Source organism: Pseudomonas psychrophila HA-4 (assembly GCF_000282975.1).
Classification (GTDB): domain Bacteria; phylum Pseudomonadota; class Gammaproteobacteria; order Pseudomonadales; family Pseudomonadaceae; genus Aquipseudomonas; species Aquipseudomonas psychrophila_A.
Window position 1 is genome coordinate 1 of sequence record NZ_ALJC01000143.1, and the last position, 17,786, is coordinate 17,786.

18 protein-coding genes are annotated in these 17,786 nt (G+C 56.3%); 11 read left to right on the forward strand and 7 right to left on the reverse strand.

Annotation, left to right across the window (positions count from 1 at the left end; translation table 11 throughout):
- The 3 genes from B347_RS0123975 to B347_RS0123985 all read left to right on the forward strand — a co-directional run.
- Positions 1–447, forward strand: a 447-nt coding sequence (locus B347_RS0123975; RefSeq protein WP_019412233.1) for a colicin E3/pyocin S6 family cytotoxin, incomplete at its 5' end; no start/stop codon positions are given.
- On the forward strand, positions 444–674 hold the full coding sequence (locus B347_RS0123980) for a hypothetical protein (protein ID WP_019412234.1): 231 nt from the start codon (positions 444–446) through the stop codon (positions 672–674). The genes B347_RS0123975 and B347_RS0123980, both read left to right, overlap by 4 nt.
- A gap of 45 nt (positions 675–719) precedes the next feature.
- Positions 720–941 carry a DUF7683 domain-containing protein gene (locus tag B347_RS0123985; protein ID WP_019412235.1) on the forward strand — a complete coding sequence of 74 codons (222 nt, stop codon included), beginning with the start codon at positions 720–722 and terminating at the stop codon, positions 939–941.
- Between the two features lie 64 nt (positions 942–1,005).
- On the opposite strand, the gene gshA is transcribed toward B347_RS0123985, so the two are convergent.
- From gshA to B347_RS0124000, 3 genes are all read right to left on the reverse strand, one after another.
- Entirely contained in the window at positions 1,006–2,589 is a 1,584-nt protein-coding gene (gene gshA / locus B347_RS0123990) for a glutamate--cysteine ligase (protein WP_019412236.1), read from the reverse strand.
- Positions 2,590–2,786: 197 nt separating this feature from the next.
- A complete protein-coding gene (locus tag B347_RS25650; protein WP_019412237.1) occupies positions 2,787–3,170 on the reverse strand; it encodes a PaaI family thioesterase in 384 nt (127 codons plus the stop codon).
- Positions 3,170–5,491, reverse strand: coding sequence for a Tex family protein (locus tag B347_RS0124000; RefSeq protein WP_019412238.1), 2,322 nt, complete (start codon positions 5,489–5,491; stop codon positions 3,170–3,172). Before B347_RS0124000 ends, B347_RS25650 begins: the two co-directional genes overlap by 1 nt.
- Positions 5,492–5,847: 356 nt before the next feature.
- Here B347_RS0124000 and ompR point away from each other — a divergent pair, with 356 nt between their 5' ends.
- Together ompR and B347_RS0124010 are read left to right on the forward strand one after the other, a co-directional pair.
- Positions 5,848–6,588: a two-component system response regulator OmpR gene (gene ompR / locus B347_RS0124005; protein WP_019412239.1), complete on the forward strand. Its 741-nt coding sequence runs from the start codon at positions 5,848–5,850 to the stop codon at positions 6,586–6,588.
- A gap of 111 nt (positions 6,589–6,699) precedes the next feature.
- On the forward strand, positions 6,700–8,013 hold the full coding sequence (locus B347_RS0124010) for an ATP-binding protein (protein WP_019412240.1): 1,314 nt from the start codon (positions 6,700–6,702) through the stop codon (positions 8,011–8,013).
- 107 nt (positions 8,014–8,120) lie between these two features.
- Here the strand turns inward: B347_RS0124010 and rimK are convergent, their stop codons facing one another.
- Complete coding sequence (rimK, locus tag B347_RS0124015; protein ID WP_019412241.1) at positions 8,121–9,026, reverse strand: 30S ribosomal protein S6--L-glutamate ligase; 906 nt, start codon at positions 9,024–9,026, stop codon at positions 8,121–8,123.
- Entirely contained in the window at positions 9,023–9,505 is a 483-nt protein-coding gene (locus tag B347_RS0124020; RefSeq protein WP_026014396.1) for an ATP-dependent zinc protease, read from the reverse strand. Before B347_RS0124020 ends, rimK begins: the two co-directional genes overlap by 4 nt.
- A gap of 258 nt (positions 9,506–9,763) precedes the next feature.
- Between B347_RS0124020 and B347_RS0124025 the strand changes: the two genes are divergently transcribed.
- The 3 genes from B347_RS0124025 to B347_RS0124035 all read left to right on the forward strand — a co-directional run bounded on the left by B347_RS0124025 (position 9,764) and on the right by B347_RS0124035 (position 12,967).
- The gene (locus tag B347_RS0124025; protein WP_019412243.1) at positions 9,764–10,171 is read left to right on the forward strand and encodes an RNA-binding S4 domain-containing protein; all 408 of its coding nucleotides are present in this window, start codon (positions 9,764–9,766) and stop codon (positions 10,169–10,171) included.
- A gap of 169 nt (positions 10,172–10,340) precedes the next feature.
- Positions 10,341–11,243, forward strand: coding sequence for an Hsp33 family molecular chaperone HslO (gene hslO / locus B347_RS0124030; protein ID WP_019412244.1), 903 nt, complete (start codon positions 10,341–10,343; stop codon positions 11,241–11,243).
- 179 nt (positions 11,244–11,422) lie between these two features.
- On the forward strand, positions 11,423–12,967 hold the full coding sequence (locus B347_RS0124035; protein ID WP_019412245.1) for a phosphoenolpyruvate carboxykinase: 1,545 nt from the start codon (positions 11,423–11,425) through the stop codon (positions 12,965–12,967).
- A gap of 66 nt (positions 12,968–13,033) precedes the next feature.
- On the opposite strand, the gene B347_RS0124040 is transcribed toward B347_RS0124035, so the two are convergent.
- Positions 13,034–13,384, reverse strand: a complete 351-nt coding sequence (locus B347_RS0124040) for a DUF1493 family protein (RefSeq protein ID WP_019412246.1) — start codon at positions 13,382–13,384, stop codon at positions 13,034–13,036.
- Positions 13,385–13,618: 234 nt separating this feature from the next.
- On the opposite strand from B347_RS0124040, the gene B347_RS25370 reads away from it, so the two are divergent.
- The 3 genes from B347_RS25370 to B347_RS0124055 all read left to right on the forward strand — a co-directional run bounded on the left by B347_RS25370 (position 13,619) and on the right by B347_RS0124055 (position 16,267).
- On the forward strand, positions 13,619–13,888 hold the full coding sequence (locus tag B347_RS25370) for a type II toxin-antitoxin system Phd/YefM family antitoxin (RefSeq protein ID WP_019412247.1): 270 nt from the start codon (positions 13,619–13,621) through the stop codon (positions 13,886–13,888).
- Positions 13,857–14,195 (forward strand): type II toxin-antitoxin system RelE family toxin, encoded by a 339-nt coding sequence (locus B347_RS0124050; RefSeq protein WP_019412248.1) that lies wholly within the window; start codon positions 13,857–13,859, stop codon positions 14,193–14,195. Before B347_RS25370 ends, B347_RS0124050 begins: the two co-directional genes overlap by 32 nt.
- Before the next feature lie 134 nt (positions 14,196–14,329).
- Complete coding sequence (locus tag B347_RS0124055; RefSeq protein ID WP_019412249.1) at positions 14,330–16,267, forward strand: RecQ family ATP-dependent DNA helicase; 1,938 nt, start codon at positions 14,330–14,332, stop codon at positions 16,265–16,267.
- Between the two features lie 59 nt (positions 16,268–16,326).
- Here B347_RS0124055 and B347_RS0124060 read toward each other — a convergent pair whose 3' ends face one another.
- Entirely contained in the window at positions 16,327–17,691 is a 1,365-nt protein-coding gene (locus tag B347_RS0124060; RefSeq protein ID WP_019412250.1) for a formimidoylglutamate deiminase, read from the reverse strand.
- Positions 17,692–17,786 lie beyond the last annotated feature (95 nt).

Genomic DNA, 17,786 nt, shown 5'->3' on the forward strand with positions numbered 1-17,786 from the left:
AACACCCTCGGCATTCCCCCCTTAAAAGGCGCGTCACCCACGCCCCATATTTGGATCTTCCCGCCAACCAAAAACGCCGACACCATCATCGTCAACCCGATCTACCCGCCGGATTACAAGGACTTCATTCTTGTGTTCCCGGCTGATTCGGGGGTCTTGCCGCTTTATATTGTTTTGAATGTGCCGGGGCACAAATACTATCCAACTCCAAAAGGCCCTTTAATCGCCTTTCCTGATGCAATCCGTGGGCGTTCAAAAACATCCCTTCAGGGGGGTGGTGGACTTCGTCCAAGATGGAATGACCCATCAGGCGATTTTTATGAGTGGGACAGACAGCATGGAGCGTTAGAGAAATACAACAAGCGCGGGAAGCATTTGGGTGAATTTGATCCAAATACTGGCGAACAAACAAAACCTGCTGATAAGACCCGGAGGGTTGAACCATGATTTTTTTAATAATGGGTTTTCAGGAAGATAAAGACGACATAGTTTACGAAAAAAAAATCGATCTATGCGTTTCTGAGTTAATGCCTATTATGCATTGGGCTGAAAGTACTGATTGTATCGGCGCGGATTTTCCACTCTCACCCGATCAAGCAGCGCATATCGCGTCGCTTGCCTTAATAGAACTTCCGAATAATTTAGACTTGTACCTTGCGCATTATGCAAGCTAAGAATTTAAATGTTGGAACTGTCGCACGCAGCAGGGGAGTTTAGCCATGAAATACGTAGTAGAGGCCTTTGACAAAACAACTGAGCTACTGGCTTTCGAGGTTGCAATACCTGCGTGCTACGACATCGAAGTAAAGAAAATTATGGAATGGACAACTGAGCAGCAGGGGCGGGAAGGATACGACCTCAGGGCTGATCAACTAATAGCCCTAAGCAAACTGGTGGGCAAGCCATTCGACTACCAAGTTTCATTTAACTATAAACGTTAGCGCTTTATGACATGCCGGGTAGGCCGGCATGTTGTTTACTTCAAGCGCTACGGTGCGTCACGCCTCAGTAACTGATCGACAAAATACTCGCCTGATACGACGCGACAAACAGGTCGAAATCGCCTTCTTCTACCTTTTCAGTCTCGGCTTGTTCATGCAGTGACTGGCGGGCTTTTTCTTCGAAGGCGGCTTGGTCTTCGGCGCTCAGCGGTTCGCTGCGAAAGTACTCGGCGTGGGCCTGGCTCTGGCGCATGGAGAACTGGGCGAAGCTTTCTTTGTGTTCGATCATGCTGGCCAGGACTTTGGCTGATGGGGTCAGCGAGACGTTCTGGACCTTGGCGAACTGTTCGTCCAGCGCTTTGCTGTGGGCGTCACCGCCGTGGCTTTGGTCGAGCAGCGCGGCCAGAGGCGCGATTTTTTCCAGCAGTTCTGCCGCCCATTCCTTCAGGTCGACCGCTTGGCCATCGCGCTGCAATTGCAGCCCCGGACGACGACCTTCCTTGACCACGCTCAGGAAGTTGGACGTGCAATGACCGCATTCGATGTTCTCAAATTGCGGGCTGTCTTGCAGCGCGCAATACAGCAGGAAGGCATCCAGGAAGCGAGCTTCCGGCAAGTCGATGCCGACCGGCATGAACGGGTTGATGTCGAGTAAACGGACTTCAACGTACTGCACCCCACGCGAGACCAATGCCTGGATCGGACGCTCGCCGGTGTAGGTCACCCGCTTGGGGCGTATGTTGGAGTAGTACTCGTTTTCAATTTGCAGGATGTTGGTGTTCAGTTGCACCCATTCGCCATCTTTGTGCGTGCCGATTTCAACATACGGCGCGTATGGCGTGGCCACAGCCTTACGCAAGCTGTCGGTGTAGCTGTCGAGGTTGTTGTAGCACGGCGTAAGGCCGGCCTGGGCGTTGCTCTGGTAACCCAAGTCGCTCATGCGCAGGCTGGTGGCATACGGCAGGTAGAGCGTGTCGGCGTCCAGTTGCTCCAACTGGTGCGAACGGCCACGCAAGAAGCCAGCATCCAGCGCAGGCGAAGCGCCGAATAGGTACATCAGCAACCAGCTGTAGCGACGGAAGTTACGAATCAGCGCGATGTAGGCGTCTGATTGGTAATCGCGGTCGGTGCCGACAAAACCTTCAGCTTGCTTGAGTACAGGCCACAGGGCTTCGGGCAGGGAAAAGTTGTAGTGGATCCCGGCGATGCACTGCATGGTCTTGCCGTAACGCAGGGCCAGGCCTTTGCGGTACACGTACTTGAGCTGGCCGATGTTGGAGGTGCCGTAATAGGCAATCGGGATGTCTTCTTCGGCCGGCAACGGACACGGCATCGAAGGGCTCCACAGGTACTCGTTGCCGAGTTTGCTGTAGGCAAAACGATGAATCTTGTCGAGGCTGGCCAGCGTGTCCGCAGGGTCGGGCAGGGCCGGGGTAATAAACTCCAGCAGCGACTCGGAATAGTCAGTGGTGATTTGGTCGTTGGTCAGGGCCGAACCCAGCTCTTCGGGGTGCGGTGTCTGCGCCAGGCGTGCATCGCCCGTGACGCGCAGGCATTCGCGCTCGATACCGTGCAGGCACTGCTCGAGCAGAGTGAGGTTGGCGCGCTCGCCGAGCAGAGCCAGGCGGCGGTTGAGAAGTTCGCTCAAGTTGGATTCCTTCACGCGTCAGTCGCCCCAATATGGGGGTGGTCAGGACGGTCTACAAGGGTGAAGTTGAAACTGGCGTGGTCGCCTGGCTTTGTCGGTATTGCTGGGCTTCGTCCCTGTTCCGGTTTTTGGCGCTCCAAGCGCATTTCGGCACTGCGTGTGCAGTGCCGAAATTAACTCAAATGACCTAATGACCGCTACAGGAGAGCGAACGTGCCTTGCGCTTTTGCGACCAGTTTGTCGCCTTGCATCACGTCAGCTTCGACGACAAACGTACGTCGGCCCGGGTGAATGACGTTGGCGATGCACAGCACTTCGCCTTCCGACACTGACCTCAAGTAGTTAATTTTGCACTCGATGGTCACGCTTTGTCGGTCAAAACCATGGGCGCCGGAGCAGGCCAGGCCCATGGTGATGTCGACCAAGCTGAATAAAACCCCGCCGTGCATTTTGCCGCCGCGATTGCGCAGGTGGGGCTCCAGGCTAAGCGCAACCTGCGCTTTGCCGTCTTCCACAGACTGCACGCGGCAGCCAATCAAGTGGCTGAAGGCGCTTTCGGCTAAGCCGTCGGGGATCGCCATTAGCGTTTCTTCAACTGTTTAGCGTTGGCAAACAGCGAAGCCATCGCGTTGTTGCTCGGCGCAGCGGCAACAGTTTCTTTGCGTGGAGCGGTGTTTTGCTGACGCGGGGCTGAGCCTGGGCGTGCGCCGCGAGCACCGTCGATTTTCTCGCCGGGGGTATCGCTCATGCGCATCGACAGGCCAACGCGTTTGCGTGGGATGTCAATTTCCATGACTTTGACCTTAACCACATCACCGGCTTTAACCGCTTCACGCGGGTCTTTGATGAACTTCTCGGACAATGCCGAGATGTGCACCAAGCCATCCTGGTGTACACCGATATCGACGAAAGCACCGAAGTTGGTCACGTTGGTCACGACGCCTTCGAGGATCATGCCCAGTTGCAGGTCTTTGAGGTCTTCGACGCCTTCTTGGAACTCGGCGGTTTTGAACTCTGGACGCGGGTCACGGCCCGGTTTTTCAAGTTCTTGCAGAATGTCGGTAACGGTCGGCAGGCCGAAGGTTTCGTCGGTGAATTTCTTCGGATCCAGGCGCTTTAGAAAGCCCGCGTCGCCGATCAGCGAGCGAATGTCGCGCTCGGTGTCCGAGGCAATACGTTTCACCAGCGGGTAGGCTTCCGGGTGAACGGCCGAGGCGTCGAGCGGGTTGTCGCCGTTCATTACGCGCAAGAAACCGGCAGCCTGTTCGAAGGTTTTTTCGCCCAAGCGGCTGACTTTTTTCAGCGCCGCGCGGGTTTTGAACGCACCGTTTTCATCGCGATGGCTCACGATGTTTTGCGCCAAGGTGGCATTGAGGCCGGAGATGCGGGCCAGCAGCGCCACCGAGGCGGTGTTCACGTCTACGCCTACGGCGTTTACGCAGTCTTCAACCACTGCGTCCAGGCCGCGTGCCAGTTTGAGCTGGGACACGTCGTGCTGGTATTGGCCGACACCAATCGACTTCGGATCGATTTTTACCAGCTCGGCCAGTGGGTCTTGCAGGCGGCGGGCAATCGATACCGCACCACGGATCGACACGTCGAGGTCTGGGAATTCTTTGGCTGCCAGTTCAGACGCCGAGTACACCGAAGCGCCCGCCTCAGAGACCATCACTTTGGTGACTTTCAGCGCTGGGTATTTTTTGATCAGGTCAATCACCAGCTTGTCGCTTTCGCGGCTCGCGGTACCGTTGCCGATGGCGACCAGTTCAACCGAGTGTTTGGCGCACAGGGCGGCCATGACGGCGATGGTCTGGTCCCACTTGTTGTGTGGCACGTGCGGGTACACGGTGGCGTGTTCGAGCAGTTTGCCAGTGGCATCAACTACAGCGATTTTGCAGCCGGTGCGCAGGCCCGGGTCCAGACCCAAAGTGGCACGCGGGCCAGCAGGTGCGGCCAGCAGCAGGTCGTGCAGGTTGTGGGCGAACACGTTGATGGCTTCGGTTTCGGCCGCGTCTCGCAGTTCACCCAGCAGGTCGGTTTCGAGGTGGGTGTAGAGCTTGACCTTCCAGGTCCAGCGCACCACTTCAGCGAGCCATTTGTCTGCCGGGCGGTTTTGATTTTCCAGGCCGAAGCGCTGGGCAATCATCATTTCGCCAGGGTGCATGCTGCCCGGTAGTTCTTCACCCACCTTGAGCGAAGAGCTGAGAATACCTTCGTTGCGGCCACGGAAAATGGCCAGTGCGCGGTGCGACGGCATGCTTTTGAGCGGCTCGTCGTGTTCGAAATAATCGCGGAACTTGGCGCCTTCTTCTTCTTTGCCCGCAATAACTCGGGCGCTGAGGGTGGCTTCCTGCTTCAAGAAGCTGCGCAGTTTATCCAGCAGGCTGGCGTCTTCAGCGAAGCGCTCCATGAGGATGTACTTGGCGCCATCCAGAGCGGCCTTGATGTCTGCGAAGCCTTTTTCGGCGTCAACAAAGCGGGCGGCTTCGGTTTCCGGGCTCAGGCTAGGGTCGTTGAACAGGCCGTCGGCCAGCTCACCGAGGCCAGCTTCAAGGGCGATCTGGCCCTTGGTGCGACGTTTTTGCTTGTAGGGCAGGTACAAGTCTTCGAGGCGGGTCTTGGTGTCGGCGAGTTTGATGTCGCGTGCCAACTCAGGGGTCAATTTGCCTTGTTCTTCGATGCTGGCGAGGATGCTAATGCGCCGTTCGTCGAGTTCACGCAAGTAGCGTAGGCGTTCTTCCAGGTGACGTAATTGGGTGTCATCCAGGCTGCCTGTCACTTCCTTACGGTAGCGAGAGATGAAGGGTACGGTGGAGCCTTCATCCAGAAGAGCGACGGCCGCTTCGACCTGCTGCGGGCGCACGCCAAGTTCTTCGGCAATGCGGCTGTTGATGCTGTCCATAAACCACCTGACAAATTGTGATGCAGCCTCGCAGGCCTGTTCTGTAAGGCTTGCGAGGCTGGTTGAGCGGCCCGGAGGGCGCCGCTACTGGGCCAAAAGGGCAGCCTGTTGACCCGTGAAATCAGCACATTACGCCAGCCGTTGAAAAAATAAATGCGGGCGCAATGTTTGAAAATCCGAGGTTGCCTGACACAAAAGGCGGCGCATTATAACCAGCGTTCCCGGATTCAGGGGATTGCACGCTGTGTCCGCTATGAACTGTGTACTAGCCGCGCAGGAAAAATCTGCTAACAATGCACACGATGCGTATAAGAGCAGCTAAGCCATAATGCGCGCCGAGATCACAGGAGCATCTAATGAGCAGCATTGCACAACCGGCTGAAGGCGAAAAAATTCTCATCGTTGATGACGATCCAGGGCTGAGCAGCTTGCTGGAACGTTTCTTCGTCAGCAAGGGCTACCGCGCCCGTGCCGTGCCGAACGTCGAGCAAATGGACCGTTTGCTGGCTCGTGAGGTATTTAACCTTGTGGTACTGGACCTGATGCTACCCGGCGAAGACGGACTATCTGCGTGCCGCCGCTTGCGTGCCGCGGGTAATCGGGTGCCGATCATCATGCTCACCGCCAAAGGTGACGAACTCAGCCGCATCAAAGGCCTGGAGCTTGGCGCTGATGATTACCTGGCCAAACCTTTCAACCCTGATGAACTGATGGCGCGCGTGCGCGCCGTGTTGCGTCGTCAGGCAGCCCCAGTGCCAGGCGCACCGGGCAGCGAAGACGAAAGCGTTACCTTTGGTGATTACGAGTTGTCATTAGCCACCCGCGAACTTAAGCGTGGTGATGAAGTGCACATGCTCACCACCGGTGAGTTTGCAGTGCTTAAAGCCTTGGTCATGCACGCTCGCGAGCCTTTGACCCGCGACAAGCTGATGAACCTGGCCCGTGGCCGTGAATGGGATGCACTGGAGCGTTCTATCGACGTTCAAATCTCCCGTCTGCGCCGCATGATCGAACCCGATCCTTCCAAGCCACGCTATATCCAGACTGTCTGGGGCGTGGGTTATGTGTTCGTGCCAGATGGCAACGCAACCAAGTGATGGGTCATTTGTAGGAGCGAGTCACGCAGTTGCCTTCGGGTAGCCCAGTGACTCGCGATCCATTTTCTTGCGGGTCTTGGTACTCGCTCCTGCAAAGTGTAAACACCGTTTATGAAAACCCCTCTGTGGTTCCCGCAAAGTTTCTTCTCCCGCACGCTCTGGCTGGTGCTCATCGTTGTGCTGTTCTCCAAGGCACTGACGCTGGTTTACCTGTTGATGAACGAAGACATGCTGGTCGACCGCCAATACAGTCACGGCGTGGGCTTGGTATTGCGCGCCTATTGGGCGGCCGATGAAGAAAACAGGGAAAAAATTGCTGATGCGGCAACGCTGACCCGCGTGGTGGGCGGTGGCGTGCCCGAAGGCGAGCAACACTGGCCTTACAGTGAGATTTACGAGCGTCAGATGCAGGCCGAACTGGGTGCCGACACTGAAGTTCGTTTACGCATGCATTCACCTCCGGCGTTATGGGTCCGCGCCCCGAGTCTGGGCGATGGTTGGCTGAAAGTGCCGTTGTATCCGCACCCGCTGCGTGGGCAGAAAATATGGAGCGTGCTGGGGTGGTTCCTGGCCATTGGGTTGTTATCTACCGCGTCCGCGTGGATTTTCGTCAGCCAACTCAATCAGCCACTCAAGCGTTTGGTCTATGCGGCTAGGCAGTTAGGACAGGGGCGCAGTGTGCGTTTGCCGATCAGTGATACACCGAGCGAAATGACGGAGGTGTACAGCGCTTTTAACCAAATGGCTGAAGACGTGGAACAGGCAGGCCGCGAACGTGAGTTGATGCTCGCTGGCGTGTCCCATGATTTACGAACCCCGCTGACCCGCCTGCGCTTGTCACTGGAATTGATGGGCAACCACAGCGACCTGACAGACGACATGGTGCGCGACATTGAAGACATGGACGCCATTCTTGACCAGTTTTTGGCGTTTATTCGGGACGGTCGCGATGAACCGGTCGAGGAAGTTGACCTGTGTGAATTGATCCGCGAAGTCGTAGCGCCCTATAACCAAAACGAAGAACAAGTGCGCTTGCGCCTACAGCCGATTCAGCCGTTTGCATTGCGTCGGGTCTCGATGAAACGTTTGCTTAATAACTTGATCGGCAACGCCTTGCACCATGCTGGCGATGACGTTGAAGTGGCGGCCTATGTGTCTGGAGATACCAGTGCGCCTTACGTGGTGCTGAGTGTGTTGGATCGGGGTGCGGGCATTGACCCCTCCGAGCTTGAAGACATCTTCAACCCGTTCATTCGCGGTGACCGCGCTCGCGGCGGCAAGGGGACAGGCTTGGGGCTGGCGATCGTTAAACGCATCGCCTCCATGCACGGCGGCAATGTTGAACTGCGTAACCGTGCGGGGGGTGGGCTTGAGGCAAGAGTGCGACTGCCACTGGGCCTGATGTTGCCAAGAGGAGCAGTTTAGGCGCTGTAGCGAGCTGCAAACGGCAAACTTTTAGCGGCAAGTAAAGGCAAAAGCAGATCTGCCTTTTCCTTTACTTGCCGCTTGTAGCTAAAAGCTTGCTGCTGCTTTTATCCCTTCCCTTTAGTCCGCGTCATGTGCGGGCTGCTGTTTTTTTCTAGATGCTGAATGATGATCCCCGCCACGTCCTTGCCAGTCGTGGTTTCAATACCTTCAAGCCCTGGCGATGAGTTGACCTCCAGCACCAGCGGGCCGTGATTGGAACGCAAAATATCGACCCCCGCCACGCTCAACCCCATGACTTTGGCCGCACGAATGGCTGTCATGCGTTCTTCTGGGGTGATTTTGATCAGGCTGGCGCTACCGCCACGGTGCAGGTTGGAACGGAATTCCCCCGGCTTGGCCTGGCGCTTCATGGCCGCGATCACCTTGTCACCCACCACGAAGCAGCGAATATCAGCGCCGCCGGCTTCCTTGATGTATTCCTGCACCATGATGTTTTGTTTGAGTCCCATGAAGGCCTCAATCACCGACTCGGCCGCCGTGGCGGTTTCGCACAGCACCACGCCAATGCCTTGCGTGCCTTCCAGCACTTTAATCACCAGCGGCGCGCCGTTAACCATTTCGATCAAGTCAGGAATGTCATCCGGCGAGTGCGCAAAACCAGTCACCGGCAAGCCCAGCCCTCGACGCGACAGCAGTTGCAGCGAACGTAACTTGTCCCGCGAGCGGGCAATGGCAACCGATTCATTGAGCGGGAATACGCCCATCATTTCGAACTGGCGCAACACCGCACAGCCGTAGAACGTCACGGAGGCGCCAATACGCGGGATTACTGCGTCAAAGCCTTCCAACGGCTTGCCGCGATAGTGGATCTGCGGCTTATGACTGGCAATGTTCATATAGGCGCGCAAGGTATCGATCACTACCATTTGATGGCCTCGTTCGGTCCCGGCTTCAACCAGACGACGAGTGGAATACAGACGCGGGTTGCGCGACAGCACAGCGATCTTCATGCAGCACCTGTGACAGAGGTAGTAGTGACCGGGAACACCGGCTTGTCTTGTACGTATTTCAGCCCCGGATTAACGACCAATTGGCCATCGACCAGCGCTTTGGAGCCAAGCAACAGGCGGTAACGCATCGATTTGCGGCAGGCGAGGGTAAACTCCACAGGCCATACCCGATCCCCCAGCGCCAGGCCGGTACGAATTACATAGCGAACTTGCGTGTGGCCGTTAGAGCTTTTAATGGTTTTTATCGCCACCAGTGGCGCTTCACAACGGCGATGACGCAGTTGTACCAGCGTGCCCAAATGGGCATTAAAACGTACCCACTCGACACCGTCGCGCTCAAATGGCTCGATTTCAGTGGCGTGCAAACTGGAGGTACTGGCACCGGTGTCGATTTTCGCTCGCAGGCCTGCAACTCCCAGATCAGGGAGCGCCACCCACTCGCGCAGACCGACAACGGTCAAATGATCAAAAGTCTTCAATATAAGTAACCAGCGATTAACGTATTCAGGCCGCAGGGCGGAACCTGCAGATAAAGCCATCGACGAGTGTCGATTTGATGCTTACACACGGTGTTTACGCAGAATATCCGGTAAATGCGACAGTTTTCTACGTGTACCCTGTGTGATGTTTTTTAGCCGCAGTCTTTCCGCAGGTGGGCATTCTATCGGGCAGGTTCCATCCTTTGCTCATCAAAAGTAGTAGTACAGTTCTGAGTATTTAAACGAAGAGGTGCTCCAATGTCGCAGAAACAAGCAGAGGACGACAAAATCCGTTTGGATAAGTGGCTATGGGCTGCACGATTTTACAAAACCCGAGCGTTGGCCAAGGCAGCGATTGAAAGCGGCAAAGTTCACTGCCGGGGCGAGCGCTGCAAGCCGAGCAAGGAGCCGCGCGTTGGGGACGAGCTGCAAATCCGGGTGGGGCTTGAGGAGCGCACTGTGGAAGTCAAAGCCCTGTCAGTCGTGCGTCGCGGCGCTCCAGAAGCGCAAACGCTGTACAACGAAACCGAACAAAGCATCGCCAAGCGCGAAAACGCGGCCGCTCTGCGCAAGGCTGGGGCGATGGGGATCAGTACCGATGGCAAACCGACTAAAAAGCAACGCCGTCAGTTGCATCAGTTTCATGAAGTGAGCGACGTGGAGTGAGACGTTTAGGTTTTTTCGCAGGCCGTATGTCGCGTCTGCGGGCGCATGACTTGTATCCGTACATGTATGGCGCCATATACGTTCATTAGCTTGTGGCCTGTCAGCGTATTGCCAATGCGCCGTATCAAAGACCCGAACACATTTAGTAACTAATTCAGAACCTATTCTTATGTCCGATCTACTTAAAAAAGATGCCACACAACGCTTTATGTTCGACACCAGCGATGCCCGTGGCGAGCTGGCTTCGCTGGAGCATAGCTACGCTGACGTGTTGGCCAAACATGCTTATCCGCAGCCGGTTCAGCAGTTGTTGGGCGAGTTGATGGCCGCCGCTGCATTGTTAGTGGGCAACCAGAAAATTGATGGTTTGCTGAGCTTGCAAGCCCGTTCCGAAGGCCCGGTACCGTTGCTGATGATCGAGTGCACCAGCGAGCGTGAAATCCGCGGTCTGGCTCGTTTTGACGCTGACAGCATTGCGCCGGACGCTACATTGGCCGACCTGCTGCCTAATGGTGTGCTGGCCATTACGGTTGACCCCAAGGTTGGCAAGCGCTACCAGGGCATCGTTGACCTTAACGGTGAAACCCTGGCTGACTGCTTCACCAACTACTTCGTCATGTCTGAGCAAGTACCGACCCGTTTTTGGTTGGTCGCTGATGGCCTGCGTGCACGTGGCATGTTCTTGCAACAACTGCCTGCTGACGTCATCGACGATGAAGACGAGCGTGTCGACAGCTGGGAAAAACTGCTGATGCTGGGCGATACGCTCAAGGCAGAAGAGCTGCTGGGGTTGGACAACGAAACCATTCTGCATCGCCTGTACCACGAGGAAACAGTGCGGCTGTTCGACCATGAAGCCGTTGAGTTCAAATGCAGCTGCTCGCGTGAGCGTTCCGGCAATGCTTTGACTAGCCTGGGCCATCAAGATGCGCTCGATCTGGTCTCTGAACACGGAGGTCACATCGAGATTGATTGCCAGTTCTGCAATCAGCGGTACCTCTTTGATGCGGCCGATGTGGACCAATTATTCTCCGGTGCGGGGGTTCATTCGCCTTCCGGCACTCACCACTAAAACGTTTCAGCGCAGGTGAAACACCTGTCAAATACTGTTCTTGCGCGGTTCTGACAGGTGGACCCTACTTTTTGTGGGCATTTCTGGCATAATCCGGCCCACTTTTTTCGCGGTAGTAGTGCAAATTTTTCTACTACAAAACGTTTGGCGCACTCGGCCAATGGCCGACGGGGAACCTCATGACGCAAGCTAATAACGCCGTGTACACCGATCTGAGCATCAACGATCTGGTTAAAGAAGCCCTGAACCGTGGTGAAGGCGAGCTTGCCGACAGCGGCGCACTGGTTGTTAAAACGGGCCACCGCACGGGCCGTTCACCAGCTGACCGCTTCATTGTTGAAGAGCCGACCACCCAGGACGCAATCGCTTGGGGCCCGATCAACCGCAAGTTCCCGGCTGACAAGTTCGACGCTCTGTGGGACCGTGTTGCCGCTTACCTGGGCGAACGCGAGCGTTTCGTTTCCTTCGTTCATGTAGGTTCTGATCCGGCGCACTACCTGCCAGTTAAGATGACCACCGAGACTGCATGGCACAACCTGTTTGGCCGTTGCCTGTTCATCAACCCTGAACAGTACAACCCAGCGGGCAAAGACGAGTGGCAAGTTATCAACGCACCGAACTTCGTGTGCGAGCCAGAGCGTGATGGCACCAACTCCGACGGTTGCGTGATCATCAACTTTGCAGCCAAAAAAGTACTGATCGCAGGCATGCGTTACGCCGGCGAAATGAAAAAAGCCCTGTTCTCGGTTCAGAACTTCCTGCTGCCAGCGGTTGACGTTCTGCCGATGCATTGTGCTGCCAACATGGGCGAAGAGGGCGACGTGACCCTGTTCTTCGGCCTGTCGGGCACCGGTAAAACCACCTTGTCGGCTGACGAAAGCCGTTACCTGATCGGTGACGATGAACACGGCTGGGGCGTGGGCGTTGTGTTCAACATCGAAGGCGGTTGCTATGCCAAGTGCATCGACCTGTCCGAGAAAAACGAGCCGGTGATCTGGAAAGCCATCCAGCACGGCGCGGTACTGGAAAACGTTGTTATTGATCCAGTCACCAAAAAAGCTGACTACGCAGACGACAGCCTGACGCAGAACAGCCGCGCGGCATACCCGCGTGAACTGATTGAAAAACGCGCACCGAAAAACCTCGGTGGCGAGCCAAACGCTGTGATCTTCCTGACCTGCGACCTGACTGGCGTTCTGCCACCGGTGTCGATCCTCAGCGAAGAACAAGCGGCTTACCACTTCCTGTCGGGTTATACCGCACTGGTTGGTTCGACTGAAATGGGGTCGGGCAGCGGCATCAAGTCGACGTTCTCCACCTGCTTTGGCGCGCCATTCTTCCCGCGTCCAGCTGGCGAATACGCAGAATTGCTGATCAAGCGCATCCGTGGTTTCGGCTCCAAGGTTTACCTGGTTAACACCGGCTGGACTGGCGGCGGCTACGGCGTTGGCAAGCGTTTCAACATCCCGACCACGCGTGGCGTGATTGCAGCGATCCAGAGCGGTGCTCTGATCGGCGCAGAAACCGAGCACCTAGACACCATCAACCTCGACGTGCCATTGGCCGTGCCGGGCGTTGACACTGTTCTGCTGAACCCACGCAACACGTGGGCTGACCAAGCCGCCTACGACGAAGCCGCCAAAGCCTTGGCTGGTCTGTTCGTTGAGAACTTCAAAAAGTTCGACGTAAGCGACGCGATCAAAGCGGCTGGCCCGAAGCTGTAAGCATTCGGTCAACGTACTGACCCACAAAAAAACCGCCTGAAAGGGCGGTTTTTTTGTGCCTGTGATTCAAGCTTCCAGGGTTTGCGTATCCCAATGCCCAGCCTGAATCGCCTCATACAGCATGCCGATCGTCAGCGGCACCTTGGTGCCCCGGCCTTTGGCATTGCGTTTGAAGTGCGGATCGTTGCCAGCAGGCTGAAAATAGCGATACGCATCGTAATCGGCCAGCTCCAGCCCGAAGCGCTCCTCAAGGGTTTCCATCACATGCTGAGCGTCACTGCCGTTGCAGCCAAGGTCGAGGTTGATCGACGTCTTGAGGCTAATGGTTTTGTGCTCTGGCAGGCCGATTTCTTCATGCAGCAACTGCATCAGCTCGCGCAGGGTGGGCGTGTCCGGGAGATTGGTGGCGAGCTTCATCGTGGGTTTCCATGAACTGGTGGATACAGAGCATTGTTTATATTGAACACTCTTAAAAGTGTCTTTAGAGATTCTATTAGGAGTGCTATTTTCGGTGCTTGTTGAGCGATGTCCAGTTCAGTTGCCTTGGGCAGTGCTGGCTGGCGTAGCGCAACGGAAGTCGTCCTATGTGACTCCGATGACTACAGGTATACCGGACATTTCATCCCAATCTCACAGATATGAGGCCATATCATGACATTCGCCATGCTCGCTAAAGTTGCAGCATCTGTCACCGATCTAAAAAAAGACCCTATGGGCACTTACCGTGAAAGCGGGGGAGACCCATTGGTCATTCTCAATCGTAACGAGCCTGCCTTTTATATTCTTTCGCCAGAGCGCTACGAGTTGCTGCTGGAGATGATTGACGATGCCGAATTGGCAAGACTGATCAACGAACGGCGTGGCAATCCCACTATCAAGGTCGATATCGATGAGCTCATCGCAACTGCCGAAAAAGAGTGAAGTACCGGCAGATACGATCAAGCTCTATGCGCTTGAATTTGTAATTGAAGCAAAAAGAGAACTGTCCAAACTCGATAAAGTAATTCAAATCCAATTGCTGAAAAAACTCAAATCACGCTTGTCATCACCAAGGGTCCCTGCTGCCAAGCTCAGCAATATGCCTGACTGTTACAAGATCAAACTGCGCGCCAGCGGCGTGAGGCTGGTGTATGAAGTGATTGATAACAGGTTGGTGGTTCTAGTGCTTGGAGTAGGCAAGCGTGATGACAATGCCGCCTACATAGCCGCCAAAAAGCGCCTTATGTAAATCGCGGTGGCCATTAAGGCGTTTGCGTCAGTCCCTGTATCATCCCCTCTTAATTTGCCCCCGACCTTTTCTCGATTCGCCGCAAACCCTGGGTTACGGTTCAGCACTTTGCAGCGGTCAACGGAGTGACAGTGATGTACGACACCCTGGAACAGGTTTTCGGTTATCCACAGTTTCGCGCAGGCCAAGAGGCGGCGATCAGCGCGGTGTTGGCCGGGCGTTCGGCGGCGGCGATTTTCCCCACCGGGTCGGGCAAGTCGTTGTGTTACCAATTGCCCGCTTTGTTGCTGCCGCACCTCACCCTGGTGGTATCGCCGCTGTTGGCCCTGATGCAGGACCAATTGGCCTTTTTACAGCGCCACGGGATCGCCGCTGCCAGTATCGACTCGGCGCAAAGCCGCGATGAGGTCAGTGCCGTTATGGCGCGGGCCAAAGCGGGCGAATTGAAGATTCTGATGATTTCGGTCGAGCGTCTAAAAAACGAGCGCTTCCGTAATTTTTTGCAGCAGGTGCCGATTTCGTTGCTGGTGGTCGATGAGGCGCACTGTATTTCCGAGTGGGGGCATAACTTTCGCCCGGATTACTTGAAGCTGCCGGACTACCAGCGCCAGTTCAACATCCCGCAAGCGCTGCTGTTGACGGCCACTGCGACGCCCAATGTGATCGCCGACATGCAACGCAAATTTGCGATTGCCGAGTCGGATGTGATCACCACCGGTTTTTACCGCGCCAATCTTAATCTGTGGGTCGAGCCAGTGACCGGCGCGGCAAAGCGTGAGCGATTGGTGCAGTGGATGGGCGCGCGCATTGGCCAGCCGAGCATCGTGTACGTCACGCTGCAAAAAACCGCCGAGTTGATCGCTCAGCACCTCAACCAGCACGGGATCAGCGCCAACGCCTATCATGCGGGTCTGCCTCACGAGCAACGTGAGGCCATCCAGCGTCAGTTCATGGGTGGGCAGCTCAATTGCATCGTTGCCACCATCGCTTTCGGCATGGGCATCGACAAGAGCGACATCCGTAACGTGGTGCATTTTGACCTGCCCAAATCGGTCGAAAACTACAGCCAGGAAATCGGCCGTGCCGGGCGCGATGGCGCGTCATCCGACTGCTTGGTGCTGGCTAACCGCGACAGCCTTAACGTGTTGGAAAACTTTGTATACGGCGACACGCCAGAGCTGCAAGGCATTCGCTGTGTGCTGGATGAACTAAGTGCGGCGATTCCTGAAGGCCAGTGGGAATTCATGCTGTTACCGCTGTCTGATCAAAGCAATATCCGGCAACTGCCGCTCAAAACCTTATTGGTGCAACTGGAGCTACGCGGCCTTATCGCGCCGCGTTACGCCTATTTCGCCGAGTACCGTTTCAAGTATTTGATTGAACCCGAGGCGTTGCTGGCCAAGTTTGAGGGCGAGCGCCAACACTTCGTTTCGTCGATCATTCAGACGTCCCCGCGCGCTAGAACCTGGGCCACGGTGAATTTCGACACGTTGTACAAACAGCATCAAGCAGACCGCAATCGAGTGGTCAAAGCGCTGGATTACTTTCAGGAAAAGGGCTGGGTCGAGCTTGAAAGCAAGCAGATGACCGAGGTCTACCACCTGTTGGTCACAGACGTTGATGTGCAAGCCTTGAGCCTTGAGCTGCATCACTACTTCACCGCCCATGAGCGCGGCGAGATCGAGCGCATTCATGCGATGTTGGCGTTGTTCGCCAGCACTACCTGCCTGAGTTATCGACTGGCGCAGTACTTTGGTGATGAGCAGGCGCCGCAGCAGTGCGGGCATTGTTCGGTGTGTGCGGGGCAGGTCGCGCAGTTGCCCGAGCCGCCCGCGCTGGTGCCGCTTGTGGATAAAAACTTCGAAGCGCTGTGTACTGCATTTATCCACAGGCATGAGGCATACACGGGAAGTTATCCCCCGCCGGAACGCCTGACCCGATTTCTGTGCGGGATCAGCGTGCCGTTATTCACCAAAATCAAGGCGCGGACGATTCCGGGGTTTGGGGCATTGGAAAATTACCCCTACGCTCAAGTGCGCGACTGGGCCGCGCAACACATGCCCCGCTTATAGCCGCGAGCTTGCTCGCGATTTTTTGATCTTAAAAGAGATCGTGAGCAAAGGAGCATGAACTACCCCAACAACTCACGCAGCACACGGGTGAAGTCGCGGCGACTCATGTCTTCATCAGCATGGCGGCCATCGCGCACTACCCATTGGCCGTTAACGATCACATCGCGCACCTGACGATCACCGCCCGCAAACAACCAGCGGTTGAGAATTGCGTCGTCCTGCGCCGTGGCCAGGTACGGGTCGTTGCCGTCGAGCACCAGCCAGTCTGCGCGTTGGCCCACGGCTAAGCCTGCCACCGCATGCCCCATCGCCTGTGCGCCACCGGCCAAGGCTGCGTCGTACAACGTACGCCCTACCATCGGCTGATCGCTGCGGTACATTCGGTTACGGCGCTGGTCACGTAGACGCTGGCCGTATTCCAGCCAGCGCAGCTCTTCGACCACGCTCAACGACACGTGGCTGTCTGAGCCGATGCCCATGCGCCCGCCCTGAGCGAGGTAGTCCACGGCCGGAAAAATGCCGTCACCCAAGTTGGCTTCTGTGGTCAGGCAAAGCCCGGCCACCGCCTTGCTTTGGGCCATACGCTGCACTTCATCGGCATTGGCGTGAGTGGCGTGTACCAAGCACCATCGGGCATCGACTTCAACATTGTCATACAGCCATTGGATAGGGCGCTTGCCACTCCAGCTCAGGCAGTCGTCGACTTCTTTTTGCTGCTCTGCGATGTGGATATGCACCGGGCACGTTGTGTCGCTGGCGCGCAGCACTTCGTAGATTTGTTCAGGTGTAACGGCCCGCAACGAGTGAAAGCACAGGCCCAGTTGTTGAGCAGGTTGTTGCGCCAGCACAGGCGTTAACTGCTGCTGCAAGGTCAGATAGCGCTCGGTGCTGTTGATAAAGCGGCGTTGGCCGTCGTTCGGCGTTTGGCCGCCAAAACCGGAATGGCTGTAGAGCACCGGCAATAGGGTCAGGCCAATGCCGGTCGAGCGGGCGGCCTCGCTGATGCGCAGCGCCAGCTCTGCGGGGTTGGCATAAGGCTGGCCCGAAAGGTCGTGGTGCACGTAATGGAATTCAGCGACCGAGGTGTAACCGGCCTTGAGCATTTCGATGTACAACTGACGGGCGATGACACCGAGTTGCTCGGGGCCAATCTTGCCCACTAGCCGATACATCAGGTCGCGCCACGTCCAAAAGCTGTCATTGGGGTTGCCCGCCACTTCGGCCAAGCCGGCCATGGCGCGCTGAAATGCGTGCGAGTGCAGATTCGGCATGCCCGGCAACAACGGTCCGTTCAGACGCTGGGCGCCCTGAGCGTCGGAATCGTCTTCAATTCGGGTCAGATAGCCATCGGCTCCGACCTCGATGCGGACATTGGCAGCCCAGCCTGTGGGTAACAGCGCACGTTCGGCAAAGAACACGGACATCGGTACGGCACCCCATTGTTTGAAATTTGTATATACATATACAGACGTTTGCCTGCTCGGTAAACTCCGGCAAGCTACGCCCCCACACCTCATGA